The sequence below is a fragment of the Candidatus Hydrogenedentota bacterium genome, from assembly GCA_035416745.1.
GTDB lineage: Bacteria > Hydrogenedentota > Hydrogenedentia > Hydrogenedentales > SLHB01 > UBA2224.
Map to the genome: position 1 here is coordinate 1 of DAOLNV010000048.1, position 22726 is coordinate 22726.

Consider the following 22726-nt stretch of genomic DNA (forward strand, 5'->3'; position numbering starts at 1 on the left):
TCCACAATGATGCTTCCTATCTCATTCTGTTTCGGAGGGTTCAATCTTCGTGTTCTCCGTGTCTCTGTGTGAGCGCATTCTTGTCGATACATACGCGCTCACACACGTTCCCTCTGCACGCCGGGCGGCGCGCATGCACGTCCTTTAGTATTGTCTAACGAATAGACATAAAGGGAGAATAGCATTTTCATGTCTCACTAAGCATAGGCGCAGCGAGAGACTCTTGCAAGCGCTGACCCTTTCCCAATCTTTACCGATAATGCGCCCTTGATGCATCACCGTTTTCACCTCGTTGGTGGTGAGCCCCTTCCTTCTCACTCCATTTATCCCGAATGGAGACGATAAGATCCCTCCAGCAAGGGCTTTCCTATCAGGCGATTGGGGGAAGGAATGACCCGGCGGGCCTAGCGGCGCCGGTATGCCGATGCAAGCGGCGAACCCAACAGCAGCGCGGCCCCGAACAGGGAAACGGCCAGGCCGATGAACAAGGATGCCGGCCGGTACGTGTACACAATCTCGTGCGTACCCGCCGGCGTCGCGATGCCGCGAAATATGCCGTTCACACGCAGTATTTCGCAGGGGACGCCATCCAGCGTGGCCCGCCACCCCTTTCCGAACGAGTCACTGAGCACCACGATGCCCGGCTGCGGGGCTTCGACGTGGATCGCCACATGCTCCGGCGACAGTTCCTCGAGAGAGCAGGCGGAAGCCGCTGTACGCAGGTCGGGGACGGCTTCACCGGCGGCTGGCGCGGCTGCAGCCGCGGCCCCGTCGCGCGGCGTGTCGAGCGCAGCGGCGAACACGTTGCCGTCAGGCGGTTCCAAGGGTCCGGGCACTCGTTCCTCGAACTGCTCCAGATACGGGCCGTGCTCCGCCGCAACAATACATTCCCGGGCGGGGTCGAAATCGTCCGAAGCCATAATGTCAATCGCGCTGGATACCGTCTCCGCCATACGCCATTCCGGCACCCAGAACGCGCGCGGCAGAACCGATTCGTTGACGAAGACGCGCCCCCGAACGGAAGACTGCACTTCGCGCAGGCGTACCCCGCCGCCGCTCCAGGTCTCCGCGGACAGGCCCGATTCTGGCGATGCCAGCACCGCTCGCGCGGCCATGAGATTGAGCAACGAGGGCTGCGGCGCGTCTGGAGAAACCTCCCACGAAGCCACGGCATCGGACGTTGTGCCGGAACGCCTCAACCGCGACCACCAGGCGGCGTGTTCGCGCGATGCAAACACGTTGCGCCCGCCTACGGCATCCAGGGGAACGAGCATTCCGAGGTTGGCCGGCAAACCGTACTCGAGCGGGCGCGACGCAATGACCACGCGGCCCCCGAGCGCCCGTTCGCGGATCAACTCGATGGACTCGGAGTACCGGTTCAGCTGCTCTTTGAAATCCTGATAGGGATGACCGTACGCGTTGACGTTGGCCACCGTCAGATCGATAAAGGCGAGCAAGGCGATCGCGCAAGAGGCGGGCACCGAAAACCAGCTCTTTCGCAGGAGCAGACAGGGCGTCAGCAAAACCACAAAAGCGATAGTGTAACCCCGGCCCTGGCTGCCGGCCAGATAGAACACGGCCGCGAGCGCCGCGAATACCGCCATGGCCACGGGCCATACTCTGGCTGAATGATAGCCCGTCCGCGGCTTAAGGATGCGGTCCGCGCCGAGCGCCGTCAGCACGGCGGCGCAGAACATGGCGAAACATAGCCAGGCTTCTCTGGGCAGGGCGCCCTGTCCGCGTTGGAGGCCCGCGGCGCCCACCAGCCATGCGGCCGTTCCAGCCAGCCCGAACAACACGACTTCGCGCCAATGCCGGCGTTGGAAAAGCGCGGCCGGGAGAAGAATCAGGGGAACAATGCCCACATAGCCCAATCGCGGCAAATCGCTCTGGCGGGAGGTAAACGTCTGCACAACCGCTTCGCGAAACGAGCCGGGGAGCCGCCCTCCCGTGCGCAAGTAAAACAGGGCGTTGGCGGGCGCACTGAGGTCCCGGGCCCAGAGAATCGTGGGAAGCCACTGGATTGCCGTCAGGCAGAGGGCGAGCGTTCCCGCCAGTATCAGGCCGCGCAAGGCTGCACGCAGCCCGAACACTTCGCGCTGTCCCGCAACACCGTGCAGGAGGGCATAGGCTGCGGCCAGGGGGAAGACAAGGACAACGAGCGCATACGCACCGGAAAAGATAAAGGCGGCGCCCAGAAGGCTTCCAAGATATACCCAGCGGCGCTGGCCGAGACGCGCAAACTCGCGGACGGCCCAGAATACCAGCGGCAACCATGCCAAGGCGGTCGCGAGATACGGCCGCGACATGCCTGCCGCCGAGGCCCCCGAGAAAGCGTACGCCACTCCGCCGATCAGGCTCGCGCCATAGGCCAGGTCGAGGGACCGGGCGAACAGCGCGAACCCAAATCCCATCAATGCGAGGCAAATGAACGAATGCAAGGCCATAGCCCGTCCGGTATCGGAAAGAAGAAAGACAGCGTTCAGGGGCTGAAAGAGACCGATCCTGTGGTCTGGCAGCAGGGGAATGCCACACATCTGCCGCGTATTCCAGAGGGGGAACTGCCCCGACCGCAGACGGCCATAGGCGAAGTGCATCGCCGGGTAGACAAATTGATACAAGTCGCTGTTTTCATACGATTCGCTGGCAGGGACCTCCGGCAATTCCACATGTTGCCAAAACAGAGGCGCCGCGAACACAAAAGATACCGCGAGCAAGAACAGCGCCGCGAATCCATACCGGTTTGTCTCGGAAACGGTAGCCTCCACGCCCGTGAACCTTTCTTAGACGCCTACTCCAAGAGCTCCCGGAGTTCGACGCGCCGCTTCTCTCTTACGGCACGCACCAACGCATGCGTAACGGCAAGGCTCTTGAGATTATCCGCGGCGGCTGTCTCGGGCTGCTGGCGCGATTCGACCGCGCGGGCAAAGGCGTCAAGCAAGCCGGCCTGTCCAACAAGGGGCCACGCCACTTGCCGGAGTTTGCGCCTTTTTGCGGGGGAATTGGAGACGTAGAGTTCGTCGTTCTCCCACAAGAGCGCCCCTCGGCTCCCGTCGAAACGCCAGTTGCCGTTCCACGGCGTTTCCCAACCGTTGGCTACCCAGCTTGCATGATAATTGACGCATGAGCCGGTATCGAGTTCCAGCGCCGCCATCACGCCGGCATCGCCCTTAAACCAGTTCCAGGGCGCGCAGAGTGTTACGCCCTGGACCGCGCGGACGTCGCTCGCCATCAAGAAACGCACGAGATCAAAATGGTGAATCGACATGTCCAGCACAAGAGGAAATGCCATTTTCTCGCGGTACCCGCCAAAATGCGGGCCCTTGTGAAAGCCTATATCCACGCTGCCCACAGTCCCAAGCTTTCCTTGTGCCAGAAACCGTTTGACGGTCTGCGGAAGAGCCGTGTACCGGTAGTTCTGCGCCACCATGAGAATGCGTCCAAGCCGTTGCGCCCGTGAGACCAGCGTCTTGGCGTCGCGAAGGTTGCCGGTTAAGGGTTTTTCGCACAGGACATCGAGATTGCATTCCATCGCGGCCGTGCAAACGTCTTTTCGGAATTGCTGCGGGGTGACATCCAGGAGCGCGTCCGCCTCGATCTCGCGCAAAGCCCGGGCCAGGCTTGTATAGCACCGGCTGCGCGGCATGCCGTGCCGTGCCGCCGCGGCCATCAGGTTCTTGCGGTTGGTATCCACGTAGGCGGCGGCCTGCCACTTATGAGAAGCAGCGACAACGCCGGTCCAGTGCGCCCCCATTCCACCCACGCCGACTTGGATTAGACGTTTCATCGACACTCTCCTGTGTTTTGGCAAAACGGGCAGGGAGTCGGGCGTGTGCCCCGCATATAGCCCTTATCGGTGGGGCCTTCCCCGCTGTTGGACCCAGCGCCTGCGACGGCGCAAGTCTATCATCCGGTATTCCGGCCTGTCCATTTCGCCTCAGGCAAAAAACGATACTCGGAGTCAATCCCGGCACCCGCCACGCGGTTCCCTTGATTCCCTTCCCATAATGCCCTAGGATGGCCGGAAATCCGGCATGGCTGTGCTCAAGGGGCGGAGCGTCGTATGGAGAACACCGAGCTCACGGTCATAACAGTGACACGAGGGATGCCGCAGGTGCTTTCCATGTGTTTAAGCCACCTCGAGTTGCAGACCTATCCGCCGGCGAAATTCGAAGTGCTGGTGGCAGTTCTCCCGAATGTCACGGAGACCGAGCAAACGCTCCAGCGGTTTTCCATGGGGGGGCCGGTGCGCATGCGCTTTGTTCACGCTGGCCGGGAAGATGTTGTCGCAGCGCGTAATCTCGCCGTGATGCAGGCTCTGGGGCGATGGCTTCTTTTTCTGGACGAGAACCTGCTGGCCGGCAGCCACCTCATCGAAAGCCACATCGAAACACAGCAACTCAATGGCGGCGCCTGTGCGGTTGTCGGCCACATAGATTATCATCCCCAGCTCGAGCATCGGACGCAGCCCAAGGCCTGCATGTTGACCGACCGGGTGTTTCAACCCGGTCAGCCGTTGCGTTTTCTCGATTGGCGCGCGCACAACCTCAGCTTACCCCGTGACACCGTATTGGAGGCTGGCGGTTTCAGCGAGGTCCTCCCCTTGGCGGGCCTCGAGGATATCGAACTCGCTTACCGGCTGGAAACCGGCGCGGGTTTGAGAGGGTATTTCTGCGACCGGGCCCAAGCGTTCTTATGGAAACCGGAGTCTATGGCCGAGGAGGAAAGCCGGTACTACGCACAAGGGTACTGGCTGCACCATTTGGTCACAAGCACACAGTCCGAGTCGCTGCGTGAACGTTACAAGAGTGTTGTTGCCTCGTGGCGCGGCATCCTTGATCCCGTGTTCTTACCCGTGGCGCATGGTGTCTGTCCCATGCTCGCGTTCAATTCCAATGCTCATAACGTGTTGCGGCGCGGGGTTCTGCGAAGTGCCTTCCGCCGCGGGTTTCGTGATGCCCTCCGTGGGCGCGCCCCGGCGCCTCCCGTGTCATGACCGGCGGGGGCGCCGGTCCCACACGGGCGACCGGTCCCACACGGGTGGGGTGATCTTTCAACAGACCTCGTAAACGTATTATCATAGGCTAGGATCGCGTTTTCGCGGAGAGCCGGAGGATGGGGGACTCCCGTCCGGTTCTCGCGGATGCGCGCCCGGCAAGCAACAGGCAGGACCACGCGTGCCGCGGGTCAGGCAGAAGGGTAGCCAGGGTTTGCATCACCCGTCCGCAAGCGCGGTGGTGGCGCAGTCCTTTGGCCGAGTATCCCGGATTTGCATCGATGCGATTGATTCACACAGCGGATCTTCATCTCGACATGTGCTTTGCTTCGGCGCACATCCCGCCGGGTTTCGGCAATCGCAGGCGCCAGAGCCTGCGCGATGTGTTCCACGGGATCGTCCAGCGCGCCGGGGAATGGCCTGCCGACACTCTCCTGATCGCGGGCGATCTCTTCGATTTGGACCGGGTCAGCCGGGACACGGTGCGGTTTCTGCAAGCTGAATTCAAGTCGATTCAGCACGTGCCCGTCTGTATTGCTCCCGGTAATCACGATCCGTATGTGCAGGGGTCTCCCTACGCGGAAGAGACCTGGCCGGATAACGTCATGATTTTCGAGCAGCCGGAATGGCATTCCCGGGTGCTCGATGAGCAGGGGACGACCGTGCACGGGTTCGGGTTCGATGGCCCGGACGTATCCAGGAACCCCTTCGGCCGGTTCCCGCCGATTCAGCTCGGGGCGGTCCATGTGGCCGTTGCCCACGGCTCCGCGCTCGGCCATCAGCCGCCCGGCAAGGAGTCCTATGCGCCGTTCGACCCCGCTGCTGCTTCGGTAAACGGGTTGCGTTATCTGGCGCTGGGGCATTTTCATGCCTATACGCCGATCAAAGGCGACTTCCCGACCGTCATGGCCTACTCGGGCGCACCCGAAGGCCACGGTTTCAACGAAACCGGCATGCGGCATTTCCTTGAAGTGGAAATCGATGCCGAGAACGTGCGCATTACTCCCGTGGCCTCCTCGCGCTCGGTTTACTTGACTGCCAGCATCGATTGCAGCCCCTTCACATCTTCCCAGGACGTGGTCAACGCCATCCGCGCCCTACCCCGCGAGGAAGGTCCCGGGACCGTTGCCCGCATCACCCTTGTGGGCACGGGCGCGCCCGAATGGCGCCCGGAACTGGACGCCATCTACGACGCGGTGGCGCCCGCCTTTGAACATATCCTTCTCGAGGATGCGACCGAGGCCGTCGAGGATTTCGAAGCCCTGGCCCAGCAGCAGACCAGTCTCGGGGGATTCGTGACGCGTCTCAACGCGGAAATGTCCGATAATAAGAAGGGGCGTAAACATACTATGCTGGCTCGCGCTCGTGAACTGGGACTGGCGGCGTTCCGCAACCGGCCGATCACATTCCAGGGCCTGGAAAGGGATTGACCGTGATTATCCGTAAACTGTTTCTCGACGGCTATGGCCGCTTTATGGGCCGTGAAATCCAATTCACGGATGGGCTGCAGGTGGTGCTCGGCGCCAACGAGCAAGGCAAAACCACCATGCGCAATTTCATTACCGACATGCTCTACGGCCAGAAAGCCAGCAGCACGCAGCGCCGGTACGAAGAAAGCCACTTGCTTCGCCGTCCCTGGGACGACAACGGGGTCTATGCCGGCCGCATGACCTACTGTCTCGACAACGGCCAGGAATTTGAAGTCCATCGCACCTTCGACCGCAAGTCGGAGTCGGTACAAGTTTTCAATCACACTCATGGCCGCGAGATCACCGGGGAATTCCCCATGGGCCGCAACCGGGAAATCGAGTTCGCCGCGCACCACCTCGGCCTCAGCAAGGTCATCTTTGCCAACCTGGCCGTCATTGGCCATGCCAGCCTCGAGTCCCTCGGCGACGCGGACGCCCTGCTTCAAATCGGCGAGAAGATAGCCTCGCTGGCCGATACCGCCGACGAAGCCAGCTCGTCCGCCGCCGCGGTCAAGCATCTTGATGCCTACGTGGCGCGTATCGGCCGTCTGGTGCCGAACTCGAAACGGCCCCTGCCCTTGTCAAAGGCGCGCCTGGAGCAGCTCGATGCGGAACTATCCGAAGCCCGCCGCGCCCGCGATGACGTGGCCGGGCTTGACGGGCGTCTGCGCACGGCGCGCAACCAGGTTCAAGCCCTGCGCACGAAACAGGCGAACCTCGAACGCCAGATCCGAAAACTCGAGCAAACCGAACGCCACAACCGTCTTCACAAGGCTGAGACCGTTCAGGGCCATATCGAATCCCTCACCCAACGCCTCTTCAGCCTGGCCAAAGCCAAGGATTTCCCTCTCGAGCAGGAAGATGTCTTTCATGCCGCACTGAACGCGGTCGAAACGGCCCGCGAGCAGGTTGCACGGACCGAGGCGCGCGTTGAGGAGTTGCTCCGCCGGTACCGTGAAGCCTCCCGAAACCTCGAAAACGACGCCGTCGAGATCCAGGACATCCCGGAGCAGTTCGAAAACCCTCTCAAAGAACTCGATACCCAGGTTGCGCGGCTGCGCGATTTCACGGAAGACCTCGAGAAAGCCCAGCAAACAGCCCGAGACGAGATCGCGCGCGCGGAACAGGAACTCGAGGCCCTGCCCGATTTCGAGACGTTTGACGCCGACCCCATGGCGTGCATAAACCAACACGCCAACTCGTTCAGTCTGGCGCAGCAGGAACGCGACCGCGCGCGCGAGCTCCTCAACCGCCTCGAAGCAGAGCGCGAGCGACGCGAAACCGAACTGGCCCTGCCCAAAGAAGTATTCAGCCGGTTTGACGATTTTCCCGCCCAGGCCCGCGATTACGCCGTGGAGACCAAGCTCTCCGAGGAACGATGCGCCCAGCACCGCAAACGGATCGAGGAAGCTCAGCGGGACCTCGAAGGTCACGAACAAGACCTTCCCAATTTCCGCGTGATGGCCATTTTCGGCGCCCTGCTTGCCGTTATCCTGCTCGTCTTCGCTTCCGTTACCGGAAACAAGGGCATCTACCTCGTCGAGGTATTCGCGCTCGGCGTGTTCGCATATAACACGGCCCATTGGCTCCACGCGCGGCTTAACCTCCGCCAGCTTCGGGGAATTATTGACGGCGCCGAAGCCGAGATCGCGCGCCTCGAAGAAGAAAAAGCCTCCCGCGAAACGGACATGAATGACATCGTCCACCAGGCCGAGTGCGGCTCGTTCCGCGAACTCGAAGCCATGTACGAGCGGTTTGTAAAAGAACGGAACGAACTCGGAACACTCTTGGCGGATCTCGAGCACCACCAACATCAGGCGCGCGTTGAAGAGTCTCACGTGGCCCAGAAACTCGAGCGCCTCCACGAGATCTTTTCCGCGCTTGGCGAGACCATCCAATCCGAGGAGGACGTGTCCCCCGCCGCCGCGCAAGCCATCGTCAAATACCAGCGCTACTGCGAGACCAAACGCCGGCGCGAGGAACAGCAGCGCCAGCTGGATTCCCTGGCAGTCGAGGCCCGGCGCAGTGCTGAAAAGCTCGCTGCCAAGGAAGAACAGGAGAAACGCCTCTCGCTCGAGGTCCGCAAGCTTCTCCGGAACGCGGGGTACAAAGAAGAAGCCAACCACACCAGTGCGCTGGGCGCTTTGCGCGCGTACGGAATTCGCATCGCGCAACTCCGTCCGCGCCGCGCCAACGCCGAAGCGCTCAAGCAGCAAGCCGACGAGTTCGCGCAACAGCTCGAGCAAGACCGCCGCGAGCTCGAACAGGCGCAAGAGGACCTCTCGCAGTTGCTGGACAATGTGGGCGTGGATTCGGTCGAGGAGTACCGCGCCCTGGCCGCCCAGGCGCGCGAGTACCGCGAAGCGCGCATCAAACGCGCCTCGTTGGGCGAACAGCTGGATACCCTTCTCGGGAACGACACGTTCGAATCGCTCCGCGACGCCGTCCAGGATGGTGATTCCGAGGAGCAACTGCTCCTTGAAGACGGGCCGGCATTGCGGGCGGCGTTCGAATACGGGCAGAAGGAACTCGAGGCTCGGGGCAAGGAGATCCATTCGCTCGAACTTGCCATCGCGGAGCGCTGCGCCGGGCTTCGTTCGATCAACGAGATCGAGGAAGAACGTGCGTCCGTTGCGCAGCGCGTCGAAGATCTTCAGCTCGAACTCGACGCCGCGGCCCACGCCGCCGCCATCATCGAGGAAGTGGCGCACGATCGGCACGCGCGCGTGGCTCCGAGCCTCGCCAGGACCGCCAGCCGCTATCTGCACCACATTACGGACGGCGCCTACTCGCAGCTGGTGCTCAACAAGAATCTCCAGGTCACCGTCCGCATCCCCCAGACCGAGAAACTGAACACCTCGCCCGAGAAACATCTGAGCAAGGGCACCGTCGACCAGATTTATCTGGCGTTGCGGCTCGCACTTGTCACGAATCTGTGCGAAGAGGGCGAATCCGTCCCCATGCTGCTTGACGACCCTTTTGCGAATTATGACGACGTGCGTCTCGAGCGTGCATTGACGTTGCTCAAAGAACTGAATGCGGTGCCCCAGATTCTCTTGTTCACCTGCCGCGAAGACGTAGCCGAAACGGCGCATACACTTGGCGTGCCCGTGCTGGCGCTGTAAGTCCTTCCGCGGCTTCTTGCGGCGGCGCGTTCCGTTGCGGTATCAAATGAAATGGACTGAAGACAGAAACGCCCTGACAACACAGGAAGCGGGGCGCGGGAGAAAGGGTGTGAGAGCCGTGAGCGCAAACGCCGACGTCCAAGAGCTGCGTCGCAAGCTCGGGGAGGTCAGCGACGTCCATAACGCCGTTGCCCTGCTTCAATGGGACCAGGAAACGTGTATGCCGCCCAAGGGCGCCGAGGCGCGCAGCCATCAACTGGCGACGCTCAGTGCAATCAAACACCGGCTCTTCACGGCCGAGAGCCTGGGAACGCTCTTGCGCGAGTTGTACGCCCGGTCCGACAGGCTTGACCCCGGCGATGCAAAGCTGGTCGAAGTCACCCTGTACGATTACGACCGCGCAACAAAATTGCCCGAAGATTTCGTCCACACCGTTGCCGCCGAGCAAAGTAGAGCGCTCGAGGTTTGGGTAGAAGCCCGGCGCGTTTCCGATTTCGCTTTGTTTCGCCCCAATCTGAATACGCTTGTCCAACTGGCGCGCCAGAAGGCAGAGTATTTCGGATACCAGGAGTCACCCTACGATGCCCTTCTCGAGGAATTCGAGCGGGGCATGACGGCTGCTGAACTCAACCGCATCTTCGGCATCCTTGCGCCTGAACAGAGCGCGCTGGTAAAGCGCATCGTCAACGCGGGCCAGCCGGACCTGCCCTGGCTCTCCGGAAACTGGGACGAATCCGACCAATGGGACTTTTCGCTCAGGGTTCTTCGCGATATGGGCTACGATTTCGAGGCGGGACGCCAGGACAGGTCGGTCCATCCGTTCTCGACCTGTTTCGACACCCGCGACGTGCGTGTCACGACGCGGCTCAGCGAGAAGGCCCTCTTCTCTTCGCTCATGAGCTCGATGCATGAAGGCGGGCATGCCCTGTACATGCAGGGACACGCCGAACGCGACCGCCGCACGTTCCTGTGCGACGCGCCCTCGCTTGGCATGCACGAGTCGCAGTCGCGCATGTGGGAAAACATGGTCGGGCGAAGCCTGCCCTTCTGGCGCCACTATCTCCCCGTCATGCGCGGCTATTTCCCTGGACGCTTCGACGGGGTTTCTCCGGAAGACGTTTATGCCGCGATAAACCTGGTCCAACCCTCGTTGATTCGCGTCGAAGCCGACGAATGTACGTATAACCTGCACGTGATCATCCGTTTCGAACTCGAAGTGGCTCTGATCGAGGGCGGCCTTGGCGTAGACGAGGTCCCCGAGGCATGGAACGCCAAGGTGAACCAATACCTCGGCCTTCACGTGCCCGACGACGCCCACGGCTGCCTCCAGGACATCCATTGGTCCCACGGGGCTTTCGGGTATTTCCCCACCTACGCGCTCGGCAACCTGTATGCCGCCCAGTTGTTCGAAACCATGCTCGAACAAGTCCCTGACCTCTGGGGATGCGTGGAGCGAGCCGATTTTGCGCCGGTACTCGCGTGGCTCCGCGACAACATACACGTCCACGGCCGTAGAAAACTCGCGCACGAACTCGTGCGCGACATCACAGGCAAGGACCCTGCGCCCGATGCCTATCTGGCATATCTGGAGAGCAAATTCGGCGCGTTGTATAACCTCGGCCCCTGAAAGAGCCGTTCCCCCAAAGGCACGAAGTGCGCGCCTGATGGTCCGCCGCATTTCGGACACGCATCAATAGTGTATTGCACGCCAACCCCGTGTCGTTGCCCCCCAAACCACAAAATGCGGAGCAAAACGGAGGGCCGGTTTTCCCACCCGCCGTCAGTCACGGCGGACCGAACGGTCCGCCCTCGTTACGGCCAAGCTCGACGCCCCAGGCCGGCTCCTACAGATAATCGGCGACATTGATCTCGCTTTCGCGGGGGTCGATGGAGCGGACGATGCTGCGGAGATACGCGCCGTCGGCGTCGCGTTCGGCGAGATCGACTGCCCGGAACGCCCGGCTCTCGCCGCAGGGCTCGGCCAGCACCTTTGCCTGAGGACGGTAGATGTCGCCCGGATTGGGTTTGCAGACCACGGCTAACTCGCCCGTATCCAGTTCCACCAGGGTTCCGACCGGGAACATGCCCGTGAGACTGGCGAAAACCTTGGTCAATGTGGGGTGGAAAGTCGTCCCCCTTCCTTCGATGATGATCTGCATGGCCCGGTCGGGCAACATCGAGGTGCGGTACGACCGGTCCGAGGTAAGGGCGTCGTAGACGTCTACAATCGTCACGAGATGGCTGATGAAATGCAGGCCGCCGGGTACGTCATAGTCGGGGTAGCCGTGATGATCGAAGTGGACATGATGCTGGGCCGCGGTCACGACGGCCAGCGGATTGGCGCCTTGTTCCGTGAGGATCCGGGCGCCCTCGGGCGCGTGGGATTTCATGTACTCGAACTCGTCCTGGGTGAGTTTGCCGGGCTTGTCGAGAATCTCGAGGGGCATCTGGACCTTGCCGAGGTCGTGCAGCAGGGCCGCCACGCCCACGGTGTGCAGGAGCGATTCATGGAAGTGCAGTTTGGAACCCATGAGCATGCTGAGTATAGCCACATTGACGGAGTGGTAGAACGTATATTCGTGGAAATCTTTCATGGCACTCAGTCCGAGGAATGTGTCGGGATGTTGCAGTACGCCCGACACAAGCATGCGCGCGACGCCATCCACGAGTTCCAGGCTGATCGTTTCGCGGCCGCTCGCTTCGGCAAAAGCCTGAATGACCGCCTGGACGGCAGTGCGGTAGACGCCGCGCGATACCCGGGTCGTTTCCGCTTGTTGTTCGGGTTGCTCCTCCGTGGACAGAGCAAGGCTCTTGCGGCCGATAAGCACCCGGCGCACCCGTTTCCGTTCAAGGGCGGCCTTGATGCCTCCGAGGGCTTCCAGATCAGGCGGTTTGGCAACGCTCAACACGATGAACGCCATGAGCTCGTCCCCGCTGATGCCCGGAAGAAACGTGATAGACACAAGGTCGCGGCGGGCGAGGTCCGATATCATGTGTTCCATCATGCCGTCGTCATCGGGGATGTGGCGCCCTTCGATGAACACGTCGCCTTCCGAAATGGACAGGGTTACGCTGTCGCGAACCAAGATCAGTTCGTCGAGCGCCCCGGCAAGAAGCTCTTGAGACTCCCGCACATAGGGATGCTCCGGCGGATAGATGCGCGCGCGTCTGCGGGCCTTGTCCAGATTCCGCAGGAAGGTGCGTGCGGCGGCTATGAACGGATCAGCCTGGGTCGTCATGTCTTCCCTATCTCCGGATTGCCGGGAACTCGGGCTGCCTGGTGCCGCCGCTGGATTTCCTCGGTGGCGCGCGCGCACGCTTCCAGCACCGCTTCGTCTCGGATAAGGCCAAACCGCAATGTCTGCTGCTTGAACATGTCGAGCAAGGCAATGTCGGAGGGATCGCCGATGCGGCCGAGCGCGCGCACCACGCCCGCCGCGAATTCGTGGCACGAGCGCACGCGTTTGTCGCCCTCGCCAACCATGGCCCTGAACTCCTCGAGAATGCCCGCGGCGTTGATTATTCCCAGCCACTCGGCCGCCAGACCCCGGATAACGGGTTCGGCGTCGTCAAGGGAGCGGCGCAGAAGCGCTTCGGCCTCCGGACCCCGGATCGTTGCGGCTGCGCGTAATACTTCGCGACGGACCCGGATATCGGCATGGTGCTCCACCCGCTCGAGGGCGCTGATGCCCGCAGCCGACTGCAGTTTTCCCAACACGTAAACGACGTTCCGTACGACATACCACTGCCCGTGCTCGACCATGCGGCTCAGGAAATATACGGCGCCGCTGCCCAGATCGATGAAGGCAAGAATTAACCGCCGGCGCACTCCCCGGCTCTGTTCCCTGGCCAACGCTTCGAACAAGACTTCGTACGTGCGCTCCCCAAACCGTGCCAACAAACCCAGAAGCGCGCGGTACGGCGCCCCGTCGAGGTCGGCCTCGAGCACGGCCAGTACCACGCGGCGCACCCACGGCTTCTCGGACAAACGCGTCGTGAATTCCTCGGCCAGCGCGCCGGCCCGCGCATCCTGCCGCTCGTGCGCCAGAGCATCGGCGCCCGCAAGACAGTTCGCCACGAAAACAAAACGCCCATGCTCGGGCGCGCCTTCGAGCGCCTGGTCGATCATGTCCCACGCCGAAGCATCCAACTTCGGGATATGTCCCGCTCTGCGCAAGTACATGAGGTTCAATGCCGCGCGCTCGAGATCGTCTTCCGGCGAAACGGAGCCCACCGCCTCGCTGAGCACGTGCAATTCCCCTTCCGTCAGGGTCAACTCGCGGGCACGGGACTTACGGCTCTCCTCTCTATTCTCGCGTTCAGTAAGCTGCTTTGGCGCCTTTTTTTGAAAGGATGCACCCGTGCCCCACGGCTGTTCCTCGAGATACGACACGAAATCCTGTCGGCACGATTCCGGAGATTCCCGCAGCTCCTGCAGCATCAGACGTTTGACCGTTTCCCGGCGCTGCTCGTCGCCCGCAAAATCCTCCAGGAAATTCGAGATGGTGTTTGCCGTTCCGTTGTGCAGCCGGACGTGGGAGCTCAGGAGATGCGCCACCACCTCATCGGGAAGAGACGCGCACACGTCCGCGACCAGAGCCACCTTGCCGACGTCCGCTGCCATCGCGGTATCCACAACCTGCGCACGCACCGATGTGTCCGTGGTCAGCACAGCTTCGGCGATGTTGCGGATCATGCTCTCCCGCGTCTCGGGAGGTAGCAATTTGACGATGTCCGCTATGTGGCCCAACGTCTGGTGAACGAGGTCGACGGATATACCCGCCCCGGTCTTCTCCGGCGGGCGGATACTCGCGAGGTACGTCAACGTCTCGGCCAGCCGGTGTGGATCGGACAGGTTGTTGTAAAGGTATTGGGTTTTTTCCGCCGAGCCCTGGGCAATTTCGAGGAAGAATTCGGAGAGGTCGGAGATGTCCTCCACCTCGTCCTCGGGCAGGTCGCCCGCAAACGGCTCGGCGGCTTCCAGGGGTGCGCGGCGGCGGGCCTGCTTGCTGCGCAAGTACGACAGCATATCCACGTGTAACGGCGCCGGAGTTCGGTCGACGAGATGGAAATTCTCGATCACCTCCAGCCCGATGTGTTCGAAATCCGCCTCCTCGAGCACTTGCTTGAACGCGTTTGCGTTTTCGGCCGTAGCCACGGCGGTGATGAGCTGCTCGAGTTCGTATCCATCCAGCCCCGGCCGCAACCAGAAGAATTTGACGCCATGCTCGTGCAACTGCTCGGCCAGGCGGCGCAACCCTTCGCGTTTCGGGCCGATGGGCTCGTCTTCAAATACAAACGCATCGCGCGTGACGCGGAGAATCACAAAATCCCTCTCTTCCGAAGCGCCGGTTTGTTCAAGGTCATCGTCATACGCGCGATACGACTCGTTCATCGCTTCGGCCGCGGCCATTGCGGCAGAAACGGCTTCGCGAATACGCGGGTTGTCGGCGGGATACAGCTGCACAGCCCGCCATGCCTGGACCAACAGGTTCAGGAATTGTTCGAGGCTCTGTCGTAACGCATCTTCCATCGCATCCAGAATCCGGTTGTGCCCCCGCTACACGGCCCAATCGCCCTTGTGCCTCCACTAGCCCCGCGGGGCATCTCATCAGCGTCAATAGTATCATAGATGAGACTACGCGATTCCCCGCAGGGCGCCGGCTCGTCTCCCACGCCGCGCCACAATACCCCGTGAACACGGAACCTGTGTTGCGCGCCTTCAGACCGTGATATGATGAATGCGAACCCGTTCAATGGTTATTGTCTTGGCCCGCGCACGATGAGACGCACGATCGCTATTCTCTCCGGAATCTGGCTTGGCTGCATCCTGGCAACGCCAGGATGCGGCCGCGATCACGAGAAGATCGCCGAAATTCCCCCGACGGATCTCCTTCTGGCCAAGGAGATCTTTGACCGCGTGGTTCAAACGTACGGGGAATGCGATACCTACCGCGACACCGGAATCATGACCCGGACGTTTCTTGCCGGGGAAAACGTGCAGGAAGAAGCCCAGACCTTCTCCACGGCGTTCGAGCGCCCGTACCGCTTCCGTTTCGAATGCCGGGAGGCCGAAAACCGTTACATTGTCTATGCGGATGCGGCAACCGTGCGGGCATGGTGGGATGCTCGCGAAGGCATCCAGCCCATGTCCTCGCTCGACGAGGCCATCGCCCGCGCCGTGGGGCCATCCAACGGCGCTTCCCACACCATCCCGCGGCTGCTGTTACCCGAACGCATCCGGGGCAGAAGTCTGGCCGAACTTCTGAGCCTTGAGCGGCTGTCCGACGCCATGCTCGAGGATGTCCCCTGTTACCGCGTGACCGGAGCGGATCGCAGCGGCGCCCCGTATGTCGTCTGGATTGACCGGGCGTCGTTCCTGGTGCGCCGGATCGATGAGGAACACGCCTTCTCGGAGTTCAACACGACGGATCGCACCGTCTATTATCCGGAACTGAACGCTGAATTGCCCGACGACGCGTTTCACCTGAATGTGCCCGCTTCCGAGACCGGCCGCAAGGAGATCACCGCTCGCGCCCAGTGACCGGGCCCGCTTCCGTGTACGCCCCGAAATCGGCATCATCACCTTGCGCCGCGCGGGCTTATCCGTCGGATGATGTCAATGACGAGGCCGCATCCAGGCGCGCCTTCGCTTCTTCGTAGATGTCGGGCGGCAACGGGCCGCGCATAGCCGTGACAATGTTCTCTTCGAGATGCTGGCGGCTGGCCGTGCCGACGATCGTCGTATGGCAATGAGGATGCGTAAGCGTGAATCGCAACAGAAAAGCCGTGCGGCTTTCGTCGAGCCCCCGCAGCTCGTCAAGGCGGGCTTCCTCGAAGAGCGCCCACCGTTCCTTGGCGCCAAGGCCCTGACCCGGCTCGCCCTTGGCAACGCCCCCCCGGATAATCACGCCCGCTCCTGCCTCGCCCGCCTTGGTGATCAAGTCTTCGTGTTCGCGCTGCAGCGCCGAATACGGAATCTGAAATACGTCGAACACGCCCCAGTCGATGTAGGTGCTCAAATCGGGATTCGTCGACGAACAGCCGAGAAACCGGATTGCGCCCTGCGCCTTCAGTTCCTGGAGGGTTTCCACGCACTTGTTCTGTTCGCATACGGCGACGCTCGGGTTGTGCAGCTGCAGCACGTCGACGCAATCCATCTGCATCTTGAGCAGCGAATCGGCGATGTTGCGCAGAATGTTGTCGCGCGTGTAGAAGTGGGGCGTCTCGTCGTGCTTTCCAGCATACACGACGTGGCACCCGCACTTGGTCGCGATGTGAAACTCCCCGCGCCGCTTTGCGAGATGGCGCCCGATGTACAGCTCGCTCTTGCCGTAGTCGTTCGCCGTGTCGATGAAATTGATCCCCGCGTCCACCACGGCGTTCAGGATGCTCGATGCCTGTTCATCGTTGCAGGGGCGTCCGCCCCAGATGCGCTCTCCGCGCACTTCCATGGCCCCGTAACCCAGTTGCGTTACCTCGAGACCAGTGCGCCCCAATGTGCGTTTCGGCAAACTCATGGCGTCGCTCCTTCTCGGACCTTCACGGTGCCTTGCTTCCAACGCCACGCCCGGCCGCATGGGCGTGACGGCCCATCCCATGCCAGTATACACTCTCCTTGCCAGACCACTCTCCGAATCGCGCCCGTATGTCCAGGCAAGAGAGCCCGTTTCACTCATGGGTGCATATGCGGACGCTCTTTCGGGATTTCAGCTGTATGGGAGACCTGGGGTCCAAGTTGTCGCCAGGCCAGGAGACAGGCAACATCGTGAGCGGCTATTCGGCGCGCTCCAACCGTATGACCGTTGCTTCGGGGGGGCAGAAGAAGCGGACGGGGACGTCGGTCGTGCCGAGTCCGGCGGAGGTGTACCCCTGGGTGGGGTCGTTGCGCCACTGCCGAAAACAGTATTTTCTGGGCGCCCGCGCGTTGACCACAAGGGCCGTGCCGCCGGGCAGGCAGACCTGGCCGCAGTGCGTGTGGCCGCACAGGTAGAAGTCGATGTGGTGGCTGGGAGCGATCGCGGCCAGTTCAGGGGAGTGCACAAGAAGAATCGTGAATTCTTCGGGAGGTACGCCGGCGAGCGCAAGAGGCAGGTTGTCGCACCGGTAGCGGTGGGGATCATCAACCCCCGCGAACCAGACGCGGTCTCCGCCAAGGTCGAGCGGAAAATGCTCGTTCATGAGAACGGGCAGCCCCATTTGACGTAGAGGGGATACGAACGCGGCGACGTCGTGATTGCCCAGAACCGCGGCGCTCCCATAAAGAGGTTTGACGCTGTGCAATAGTTGCTGCATGCTCTCGAGGACGTGCTCGTAGGGGCCGGCAAATGCGTAGCGGTAATCGCCGGTGAACGCGCAGAAGTCTGCTTCGACCGGACTCAACAGTTCACATAGCTTGCCCGTGAATTCGGGATCGTCTTCCCTGAAATGCATGTCGGTCAGGTGGAGAATGCGGAACCCGTCAAAAGCCGGTGGGAGGTTGGCGAAGGAGAACGTGACTTCGCGCAACTGAAAATCGCGGGCATTGGCTTCGCCGCGGGCTCGGAGGCCGCTGAGGTTCACCAGCTTTTCCAGCCAGAACTCGGGAAAGCGAGGAGCACTATGCTCCATATCTTTGCGGGCGCGGCGGCCCATGGTCTCTTCGCACTGGCGTTCAAGAACCAGGCGGCGCGCCAACAGGGCCTCAGCGCCGCAGTCTTCCTCGGCATGTGAAATATCTGGAAGGCGTTCGGGTGGCATACGGCCCTTAATGTTCCTCTATGTTCGGGTGGTCTTGCGGTAAACACTGCCCGATATTACGGATGCGGAGCGGCGGATTCAATGCGGCCGGCCGTAGGCCGGGCGGATGGGTCCTGACGACGGGGCCGGACGCGGATGGGATTGAAGATGGAGCTGGCGCCCTGGCGCCCGCCCCCCGCTTTTCTCCCAGTCACGCAGCAGCCGGAACCTTGCAACCGGGGACGATTTTCGCATTATTGACAGCTCATTCGCCCTGGTCTCGCGAATGCCGATCCTGCCATCCTCGCCCGTGCGTGGCCGTTCGCCTTGCACATGAATAGATCGAATACCAAACGGGTATTCACCAGCAGCGAGGCTTGGCGAAAAGGAACCGGCATATAGGATTTGACTAATGCCTCGCCAATACCCTATACTTACATCCTGTCTACATGTGGGTGCCGGCGAGATCTGGTGGCCATATCGCATTTCGGCGGTATGAGTTACACGCAAAGCAAGCCGTACATCGCCGAGGAGAAAGTAGTGAAACGTACTTTTCAGCCGTCGAATCTGAAACGTAAACGCGACCATGGATTCCGTGCGCGCATGGCCACGGCAGGGGGGCGCAATGTACTCCGCCGCCGCAGGCAAAAGGGCCGGAAACGGCTAAGCGCGTAACGTGTGAAAGTGATGAGCCTGTTGTGCCGGGCCAGAACAAGTTCCCCCGTCGGGAACGGCTCACCAAACAATCCGAATACCTCGACGTATACCGGAACGGTGAAAAGCAGGTGGGCCGCGCATTCATATGCTACGCGGTCCGGCGGCACGGGCAAGGGCGGAAATTGGGTATCGCTGTATCGCGCAAGATCGGGAAAGCCGTAGTCCGCAATCGTCTAAAGCGCTACGTGCGCGAGGTTTTCCGCACCCATCGCAGCTGTTTGGCGGACGACGCCCACATGGTGTTCGTTGCCCGCCCGGCTGCGGCGGCTCTCGACTACGCAGCATGTGAAGATGCGATACAGGCGCTTCTCCGAAAGGGAGGCCTGCTGAGTGGCTAAGGTGTTGGTGTTGCTCATTCGTGCCTACCAATACGCTATCTCGCCTATTCTAACGGCCGTCCTCGGGCCCAGTTGCCGGTTTACGCCTTCGTGCTCCCAATACGCCGTCGAGGCGTTGGAGCGCTACGGCGTCATACGCGGCACGGGGTACGCCATCTGGCGGGTCGCACGATGCCATCCCTACAGCCGTGGCGGATACGATCCTGTGCCGTAACCGCCGGGCCCATCCCGCCCAAAGGCCTCGCGGCACGCCGCCGCGCCGCTGGGGGGCGCGGCGAACCGGTGAGACCGGTTCGCCAGGGAGAACAACAGGGTGGATGACGATCAAGATAAAGGGCTACTGAAAAACCAGGTGCTCGGCATCATTCTGATGACCGTGCTGATTTTCATCTGGCTGAACTATTCCACGGGGCAGAGACCTCCTGCCGGCCCGGAGTCCGGCCCGGCCGAAACACAACCATCCCCCGCCGCCCCGGAGGAACAGGCCGCCGGGCGCCAGGAACCCGGCCAGCCCCCGTCCGCCGACTGGCCGTATCTGCCGGCCGTGCCCGAAACGGTCGAGCCCGATTCCGAAGTCGTTCTCGAAAACGGGCAGCTTCGGCTGGTGTTCACGAAGATCGGCGCGCGTCTCAAGCGTGCCGAAGTCGTGCTCGATACCGGGCAGCAGGATGTGGTCCAGCTGGTGCCCCAGGCCCAAGAACCCGACACCGAGGCCGTATATCCTCTCGGACTATCGTTTCCCGCGCAGGAAGAGCTCGGCGACAAGCTCAACTACGTCCCGTTCGAAGCCAGCCTGGACCCCTCCGGCCACGCCGTAACCTTCACATTGACGACGCCCGCGCTCGTGGTGGCCAAAACGTTCGTCTTGACCGATACCCCGTTCGTGGTCGACGCGAGCGTTCGCATCGAGAACCGCGAGAACGCCAAGCGCCTTCTCGGACAAGACCAGACCCCCGCCTATCTCCTGGGATGGGCCCCGGACGTCGACTCGCCCGACAAAGCCAAGGGCGTCGGGCAAGCCATCGTCGTGCGCCATGCACAGCGAAACGATTACCAGGACACCCGCAAGCTTACCCTGAAGAATCCCCCGATGTGGGTGTCCGACGCGGACTGGATTGCCGTCAAGAGCGCCTATTTCATTGTTGCCCTCAAGCACGGCGCCGACGAAAACCCCGATGCGCCGGCCAGCCAGGCTTTCTATCATGGGGCCGCAGAGAACCTCCGCATCGGCCTTGCCGTCCCCCGCATGGAAATCGATGCGAACGCGGCGAACACGCAGGCGTTCCGCCTGTACATCGGCCCCAGCAGGCTCAAGACCCTCGCCGCGGCATGGCCCACGCTGGATACCGCACCGCGCTTTTTTCAAAGCGACCGGTGGGCGTTCATGGACAAGTTCGCCAAGCTCCTGTTGCGCCTGCTGAACTGGTTCTATTCGTGGATTCCCAATTACGGCATTGCAATCATCCTGCTCACCGTGCTCGTCCGCGTGGCCATGCTGCCGCTGACGCTTAAGAGCATGAAGAGCATGAAGAAGATGCAGCAGCTTGCACCCGAGATCGAGAAGCTACGGGAGAAATACAAGGAGGATCAGCAAGAACTCAACAAACGCATGTGGGAAATCTACCGGGAACGCGGCGTCAATCCGATGGGCGGCTGCCTGCCGTTGTTTCTCCAAATGCCCATTTTCATCGCGCTTTACCGTATGCTCTGGAGCGCATACGAGCTGCGGGGCGCGCCGTTCTGGCTATGGATAACCGATTTGTCTCAGCCGGACCACCTGTTTCACATGCCATTCATGACGGCGATTCCGTTTGTAGGAGACTTTCTCGAATACTTCAACCTATTGCCGTTGCTTATGGCAGTCGCCATGCTCATCAGCCAGAAGGTGCTTCCCCAAACCGGACCGGCGGCTAATCCGCAGCAGAAGGCCATGATGACCTTCATGCCGCTCTTCCTGGCGGTGGCCTGCTACCGGGTGGCCTCCGGCTTGAACCTCTATATCCTGGTAAGCACCCTGCTCGGCATCGTGCAGCAATCCATCACCCGCATCCAGAAAGACGTCACCATCACCCCCAACAAACAACAGGCTCCGCGCAAACGCCAACATTTCTACAAGGCCGCGCAAGAACGCAAACGCCGCATCGCCAAAGAAGCCAAGGCCGCGGCGCGGCGGAGCCAACTGACCCGGTCTATGGGCGCCGAGAAAGAACCCAAGAGCGCACCCAAACCGGACGAAAGGTAAAGGAGGAGTTACGAATCCATGAGATCCGTCGAAATCAGTGCCCGAAAACGGGAAGACGCTATCAACAAGGCCCTGCAGGAACTGGGTATCGAACGACACGAGGCTCACGTGGAAATCCTTGACGAAGGCAGCCCCGGATTCCTCGGGATCGGGGTTCGCGATGTCACCGTGCGCGTATCCACCGATGTGCCGGGCGAGGGAGGATTCCCCGTCGAAGCGGACGGCAACCGCGTCGATGCTGAGCACAGAGGCAACCGCCGCGACCGTAAACCTGGCCCGCGCGACGGCGCCGGCAAACGCCCGCCCAAGCGCGAGCGAACGAATGGCGACCGCGGCCCTCGCGCACAGCAACGCGGGCGAGCCAATGATCGCTCCAACCGCAACCGCCGCGATAACCGCGACAACAAGGGGGGAAGACGCGACCGCCCGGACCGCCCCGGCCGCCAGGACCGCCCGGGACAGCAGAAAGGCCGCCCGGGCAAACCCCACCGCCCGGAAGCGTCTAGAGCGCCTGACCGGCCAAGACCCCCGCGGCCCGAACGTCCCAGAGAAGAACGGCCCAGACCGGAACCCAAAGAGCGGCCCCCCGCGAAAGTCCTCACCGACGCCCGCAGCAACGAAGCCGCCTCCCTGCTCCACGAGATCATCTCAAGCATGGGCATGGAATCCACTGTACAGCCTGTCGAGTCCGAACAGGGCGGGCTGAAATTGGCCGTCGAATCCCCGGACTCCGCGCTGCTGATCGGCAGGAAGGGCCGCAACCTCACCTCGATGCAGTACCTCATCAACCGGATTTTCAACCGGCAAGATGAATGGCAGCAGACCGAACGCATCATCGTCGACGTTGAAGGTTATCTGGACCGCCGCCGTGACACCCTCGAGGACATGGCACTGCGCCTCGCCGAGCGCGCCAAAGCGACCGGGCGCCGCGTGCGCGTAAAGCCTCTGAGCCCGCAGGAACGCCGCATCATCCATCTGGCCCTGCATGACGACCCCGAGGTGCGCACCTTCAGCGTAGGCGAATCCAACTTCCGCAGCGTTATCATCGCCCCCGTTGCCGAAGGCGAAACGGGCGAAGAAGAAGACGCCGACGAAAAGGATTACCGCGACGAATACGGCGA

At 61.8% G+C, this 22726-nt stretch carries 16 protein-coding genes; 10 read left to right on the forward strand and 6 right to left on the reverse strand.

The annotated features are described in order from the left end of the window. Positions 1–404 precede the first annotated feature (404 nt). Both PLJ71_14255 and PLJ71_14260 read right to left on the reverse strand, forming a co-directional pair. Positions 405–2768, reverse strand: a complete 2364-nt coding sequence (locus tag PLJ71_14255; GenBank protein ID HQM49847.1) for a YfhO family protein — start codon at positions 2766–2768, stop codon at positions 405–407. A 23-nt stretch (positions 2769–2791) separates the two neighbouring features. Beyond that, entirely contained in the window at positions 2792–3787 is a 996-nt protein-coding gene (locus PLJ71_14260; GenBank protein ID HQM49848.1) for a Gfo/Idh/MocA family oxidoreductase, read from the reverse strand. Positions 3788–4063: 276 nt separating this feature from the next. Here PLJ71_14260 and PLJ71_14265 point away from each other — a divergent pair, with 276 nt between their 5' ends. The 4 genes from PLJ71_14265 (at position 4064) to PLJ71_14280 (ending at position 11217) form a co-directional block, all read left to right on the forward strand. Further along, on the forward strand, positions 4064–4996 hold the full coding sequence (locus PLJ71_14265) for a hypothetical protein (protein ID HQM49849.1): 933 nt from the start codon (positions 4064–4066) through the stop codon (positions 4994–4996). A 281-nt stretch (positions 4997–5277) separates the two neighbouring features. Beyond that, positions 5278–6426 (forward strand): DNA repair exonuclease, encoded by a 1149-nt coding sequence (locus PLJ71_14270; protein ID HQM49850.1) that lies wholly within the window; start codon positions 5278–5280, stop codon positions 6424–6426. 2 nt (positions 6427–6428) lie between these two features. Beyond that, complete coding sequence (locus PLJ71_14275) at positions 6429–9590, forward strand: AAA family ATPase (GenBank protein ID HQM49851.1); 3162 nt, start codon at positions 6429–6431, stop codon at positions 9588–9590. Positions 9591–9699: 109 nt separating this feature from the next. Further along, positions 9700–11217 (forward strand): carboxypeptidase M32, encoded by a 1518-nt coding sequence (locus PLJ71_14280; GenBank protein HQM49852.1) that lies wholly within the window; start codon positions 9700–9702, stop codon positions 11215–11217. Positions 11218–11434: 217 nt separating this feature from the next. Here PLJ71_14280 and PLJ71_14285 read toward each other — a convergent pair whose 3' ends face one another. Further along, positions 11435–12829, reverse strand: a complete 1395-nt coding sequence (locus PLJ71_14285) for an HD domain-containing protein (protein HQM49853.1) — start codon at positions 12827–12829, stop codon at positions 11435–11437. Next, positions 12826–15123 carry a HEAT repeat domain-containing protein gene (locus PLJ71_14290; protein ID HQM49854.1) on the reverse strand — a complete coding sequence of 766 codons (2298 nt, stop codon included), beginning with the start codon at positions 15121–15123 and terminating at the stop codon, positions 12826–12828. The genes PLJ71_14285 and PLJ71_14290 overlap by 4 nt, the downstream gene beginning before the upstream one ends. Before the next feature lie 249 nt (positions 15124–15372). On the opposite strand from PLJ71_14290, the gene PLJ71_14295 reads away from it, so the two are divergent. Beyond that, positions 15373–16134, forward strand: a complete 762-nt coding sequence (locus tag PLJ71_14295) for a hypothetical protein (protein HQM49855.1) — start codon at positions 15373–15375, stop codon at positions 16132–16134. A 58-nt stretch (positions 16135–16192) separates the two neighbouring features. Here PLJ71_14295 and PLJ71_14300 read toward each other — a convergent pair whose 3' ends face one another. After that, a complete protein-coding gene (locus PLJ71_14300) occupies positions 16193–17110 on the reverse strand; it encodes an aldo/keto reductase (GenBank protein HQM49856.1) in 918 nt (305 codons plus the stop codon). A 256-nt stretch (positions 17111–17366) separates the two neighbouring features. Then, positions 17367–18329: a metallophosphoesterase gene (locus PLJ71_14305; GenBank protein HQM49857.1), complete on the reverse strand. Its 963-nt coding sequence runs from the start codon at positions 18327–18329 to the stop codon at positions 17367–17369. 519 nt (positions 18330–18848) lie between these two features. Between PLJ71_14305 and rpmH the strand changes: the two genes are divergently transcribed. The 5 genes from rpmH to jag form a co-directional block, all read left to right on the forward strand. Continuing rightward, positions 18849–18983, forward strand: coding sequence for a 50S ribosomal protein L34 (gene rpmH / locus PLJ71_14310; protein HQM49858.1), 135 nt, complete (start codon positions 18849–18851; stop codon positions 18981–18983). Positions 18984–19006: 23 nt separating this feature from the next. After that, complete coding sequence (rnpA, locus tag PLJ71_14315) at positions 19007–19363, forward strand: ribonuclease P protein component (protein ID HQM49859.1); 357 nt, start codon at positions 19007–19009, stop codon at positions 19361–19363. Then, positions 19356–19577 carry a membrane protein insertion efficiency factor YidD gene (gene yidD, locus PLJ71_14320; protein HQM49860.1) on the forward strand — a complete coding sequence of 74 codons (222 nt, stop codon included), beginning with the start codon at positions 19356–19358 and terminating at the stop codon, positions 19575–19577. Before rnpA ends, yidD begins: the two co-directional genes overlap by 8 nt. Positions 19578–19676: 99 nt before the next feature. Further along, positions 19677–21605, forward strand: coding sequence for a membrane protein insertase YidC (yidC, locus tag PLJ71_14325; GenBank protein HQM49861.1), 1929 nt, complete (start codon positions 19677–19679; stop codon positions 21603–21605). A gap of 18 nt (positions 21606–21623) precedes the next feature. After that, on the forward strand, positions 21624–22726 hold a 1103-nt coding region (jag, locus tag PLJ71_14330), incomplete at its 3' end, for an RNA-binding cell elongation regulator Jag/EloR (GenBank protein HQM49862.1).

Bases quoted from the DNA above. Each gene is read 5' to 3' on its own strand.
- PLJ71_14300 (HQM49856.1), bottom strand. From the start codon at position 17,110: ATGAGTTTGCCGAAACGCACATTGGGGCGCACTGGTCTCGAGGTAACG.
- PLJ71_14270 (HQM49850.1), top strand. From the start codon at position 5,278: ATGCGATTGATTCACACAGCGGATCTTCATCTCGACATGTGCTTTGCT.
- PLJ71_14290 (HQM49854.1), bottom strand. From the start codon at position 15,123: ATGGAAGATGCGTTACGACAGAGCCTCGAACAATTCCTGAACCTGTTG.
- PLJ71_14260 (HQM49848.1), bottom strand. From the start codon at position 3,787: ATGAAACGTCTAATCCAAGTCGGCGTGGGTGGAATGGGGGCGCACTGG.
- PLJ71_14265 (HQM49849.1), top strand. From the start codon at position 4,064: ATGGAGAACACCGAGCTCACGGTCATAACAGTGACACGAGGGATGCCG.
- PLJ71_14285 (HQM49853.1), bottom strand. From the start codon at position 12,829: ATGACGACCCAGGCTGATCCGTTCATAGCCGCCGCACGCACCTTCCTG.
- PLJ71_14305 (HQM49857.1), bottom strand. From the start codon at position 18,329: ATGCCACCCGAACGCCTTCCAGATATTTCACATGCCGAGGAAGACTGC.
- PLJ71_14295 (HQM49855.1), top strand. From the start codon at position 15,373: ATGAGACGCACGATCGCTATTCTCTCCGGAATCTGGCTTGGCTGCATC.